At 55.2% G+C, this 3,055-nt stretch carries 3 protein-coding genes; 2 read left to right on the top strand and 1 reads right to left on the bottom strand.

From position 1 onward, the window contains the following. Positions 1 to 27: 27 nt before the first annotated feature. Positions 28 to 705, bottom strand: coding sequence for an IS701 family transposase (locus O2S87_RS18345; protein ID WP_475410171.1), 678 nt, complete (start codon positions 703 to 705; stop codon positions 28 to 30). 149 nt (positions 706 to 854) lie between these two features. Here O2S87_RS18345 and O2S87_RS18340 point away from each other — a divergent pair, with 149 nt between their 5' ends. Both O2S87_RS18340 and O2S87_RS18335 read left to right on the top strand, forming a co-directional pair. Further along, entirely contained in the window at positions 855 to 1,781 is a 927-nt protein-coding gene (locus O2S87_RS18340; RefSeq protein WP_475410170.1) for a MarR family transcriptional regulator, read from the top strand. Continuing rightward, the gene (locus tag O2S87_RS18335; protein WP_475410169.1) at positions 1,778 to 2,581 is read left to right on the top strand and encodes a DUF6036 family nucleotidyltransferase; all 804 of its coding nucleotides are present in this window, start codon (positions 1,778 to 1,780) and stop codon (positions 2,579 to 2,581) included. Before O2S87_RS18340 ends, O2S87_RS18335 begins: the two co-directional genes overlap by 4 nt. Positions 2,582 to 3,055 lie beyond the last annotated feature (474 nt).

Genomic DNA, 3,055 nt, shown 5'->3' with positions numbered 1-3,055 from the left:
TGTGTGTTTTTTACGGATTTTGTGATTTTACCTATACCCCGTGTCGCCCCCCCCGCCGGGGGGGGGGACCGACGCTTTCCGTGCACGCGAAACAAGACCAATTGCGATCTCTGGCTTCGTCCGGAAACGAACGTCTTCAGGAATATCGCACTGCTGTCGGCGGTCTTCAAATTCGTCATCTTCAACCCACTTACGAGGAAGATACAATTCGAATCCAAGCGGCCACGTGAGCTGGTCGGCGTTCCGGGCCTCGCCCGGAACCGCCGCTACAAGGTCAACGCCAACCTGACAGGAAGCAATCTTTCCGATTGATCCAGCGTACTGACGCCTGACACCCACACTATGATGACCTTGTTTGAGCATATCAACATCATCGACGATCAGCATCGCCGTTGGCGATGCGATCGTCTCTGGGATTTGTTGATTGAGATGATTCTGGACAGCCTCATATTCCCATGGACTTTCACTAATGAAGCGTCTAATGCGGTGTTCGTTGATTGCAAGCCGTTTGCCAATTCCTCGAAGAGTTTTGTGACTGCCAGGTCGAATCAGCCCTTCAACGTAGGCAGGAGCAATATTCCACGTGTTGGCTGCATGTGACCACGTTGATCCATCGGGGCGCGTCGTAAACGCGCCCCGAAGGGGTGCAAGAAACCGTCGGATGGCGGTTTTTGGAGTTCGTATACCAGACGAGAAACTGTTCATACAGAGCTACAGGAGATGAGCAGAGATAGCGCCGCTGCTGAACCGCAGAAGTAGTGATAAGAGCGAAAAGATGGAGACGGCTCTCGCGCCTGCTGACTGTAACACTACTCGAAACTTATTTATACATGTGTTTCGTACTATGTTACACCGTGCTCCGTCGCATCGAACTCGAGGTCCTCGCCACGGTCGACCGCGGCGACACGATCTCCGAACTCGCGACGAAGCTCGACCACAGCGAGAGCTACCTCTCCCGTGCTGTCGGTGGCCTCACCGAAAAGGGACTCATCTACACGGAACGCGACGGCCGGCAAAAACGAGTCTTCCCGTCTGATTCTCGCGCCGTCGAACTCTACCAGGACCTCGTCCGCCAGCACTCCCATATCGACTTCCCCGAACTGCTGACCGGCAAGGCACTTGAGGTGCTGTACTACCTTGACCAGCCGCGAACTGTCTCCGAGATCGCCAGCCGGAGCAACAACTACCGCAACACGGTTAACCGCGTCCTCAAGCGGTTTCGCGACCGTGGTCTCGTCGGGACCGTCGACGGTCACTATGAGTTCAACGCCAACTTCGACCGCCTCCACGAGTTCGCCCGGGAACTCGCACACCATCTGCATCGCCAGCGCCTCGAAGCCGTCGCCCCGAAAGGCACGATTCTCTGGGAGGACTACGACGAATTCCTCGCCCAGACCGAGATGGAGATCGACGCAGAAGCATTCCACGAAACCGGCCTCGCTCGATTCGCAGCCTTCGACATCCAGTTCCTACTCACCGGCTACCGCTACTACGTCTACTCCGAAGAACTCGATGCCGTCTCGCCAGCGGACCTGTGTTGTCACACCCTCTTGATCGACGACGGCAGCCGCCATCACTCGTACTGTCTCCTGTTGATCAGTCATGTCGACGTCGACGAGGCGGAACTACGAGAGCAGTCGGCGAAGTATGGCCTCGAAGACGAAATCGACGCCCTGATTCGTTACCTCGATACGCGTGGTGAGGTCGAGGATGACCGGCTCCCGGAGTGGGACGAGTTCCAGGAGCTGGCGGCTGACTACGAGGTGCCACTACCACAATGAGACCAACATTCGGACGCAAGTACATCGAGGACGAATTCCAGCGAATCGGGGGCGGGCTATCTGAACCGCTCACAGTCTACTTGATCGGTGGTGGTGCAATGTCGCTGCGCGACCTCAAGGGAGCGACGAAAGACATCGACCTGGTTGTTCCAGATGGCGACGCGTACGGTCAGCTGTGGGCCGTCCTAATGGACCTCGGATATACGGAAGTCCAGTCGCTGGATCCAGATTACCGGGCGCTGGGGGCGACGAGCTGCATCGAGAACGACGATGGGTGTCGCCTCGACATCTTCAACCAGCAGGTCGCGAACAAGCTCGTACTCACCGACGGGATGCAAGAGCGCAGCGAGCCGTTCCTCGACACGGATCGACTGACGGTCCGGCTAGTCAGCAACGAGGATATCTTCCTGTTCAAGGCGATCGCTGGCCGCCACGACGATATCGAGGACATGAATATGCTCGTACAGGCTGGCCTCGACTATGGTGTCGTCCAGGATGAACTCGAAGTCCAGATCGAACGCCTAGGTGACGATCAGTTTGCCACGTTCGCTAACGAAGCCCTAATCGAACTCGAGGAGCGGTACGGAGTGACCACGCCAGTCGAGGCCCGCGTTCAGGAGCTCACGAATAGGTACTACCGGGGGCTTGAAGTCCTCCAGGCACTCGACGAACCGATGACAGTCGACGAGTTGGTTGGCAATCTCGGATTGGAGCCTGATGTTGTTCGAAATAGGCTCACGTATCTTGAGAAATTCGACCGTGTACGGCAAAATGGCGATACAGTCTGTCCGGTGGAGTAGTTAGTCTCCCTTCTACTGTGAGCGCTCGTTATTAACACTGTTTCTTGGGTGTACAGCCGACAGTGACACTCGGTCCATGCGTCTTCTGTGTCGATGCCGACCGTTAACGCATCCAGTACTGTAGGGATTTCAGGGTTTTACATTAGAGCAGAACACGCTAACCAACGTTAGTCACTTTTGGGTCGAAGTGTTGGTTAATATTGTTGTACTATCGGGCCAGTCGATAGCCTCAATTATCGGCTGAGGTCGACGCACAGAACATCACCGACAGAAGGAGAACGAGATCAGCAAGAAAGATTGCTATACAACCTGAATTTACAGCTGAAGTCCTTGTGCGACTTAGAGGGCTGTCTCTTACCCACAAATACTATTCCCGCTGCTGAAGGACTGAAATCAGCATGAACAGCACTCTGCAACAGGGATCGATGGATTTCAGTAGTGATTACTCATTCCCTGAAATGGACATATCAAGCC

It is taken from the genome of Halohasta sp. A2 (assembly GCF_056175805.1).
This window is presented reverse-complemented; position numbering and strand designations above follow the sequence as displayed.

Excerpts from the sequence above, each read along its gene's own strand:
- O2S87_RS18345 (WP_475410171.1), bottom strand. The coding sequence starts at position 705 with ATGAACAGTTTCTCGTCTGGTATACGAACTCCAAAAACCGCCATCCGA.
- O2S87_RS18335 (WP_475410169.1), top strand. The coding sequence starts at position 1,778 with ATGAGACCAACATTCGGACGCAAGTACATCGAGGACGAATTCCAGCGA.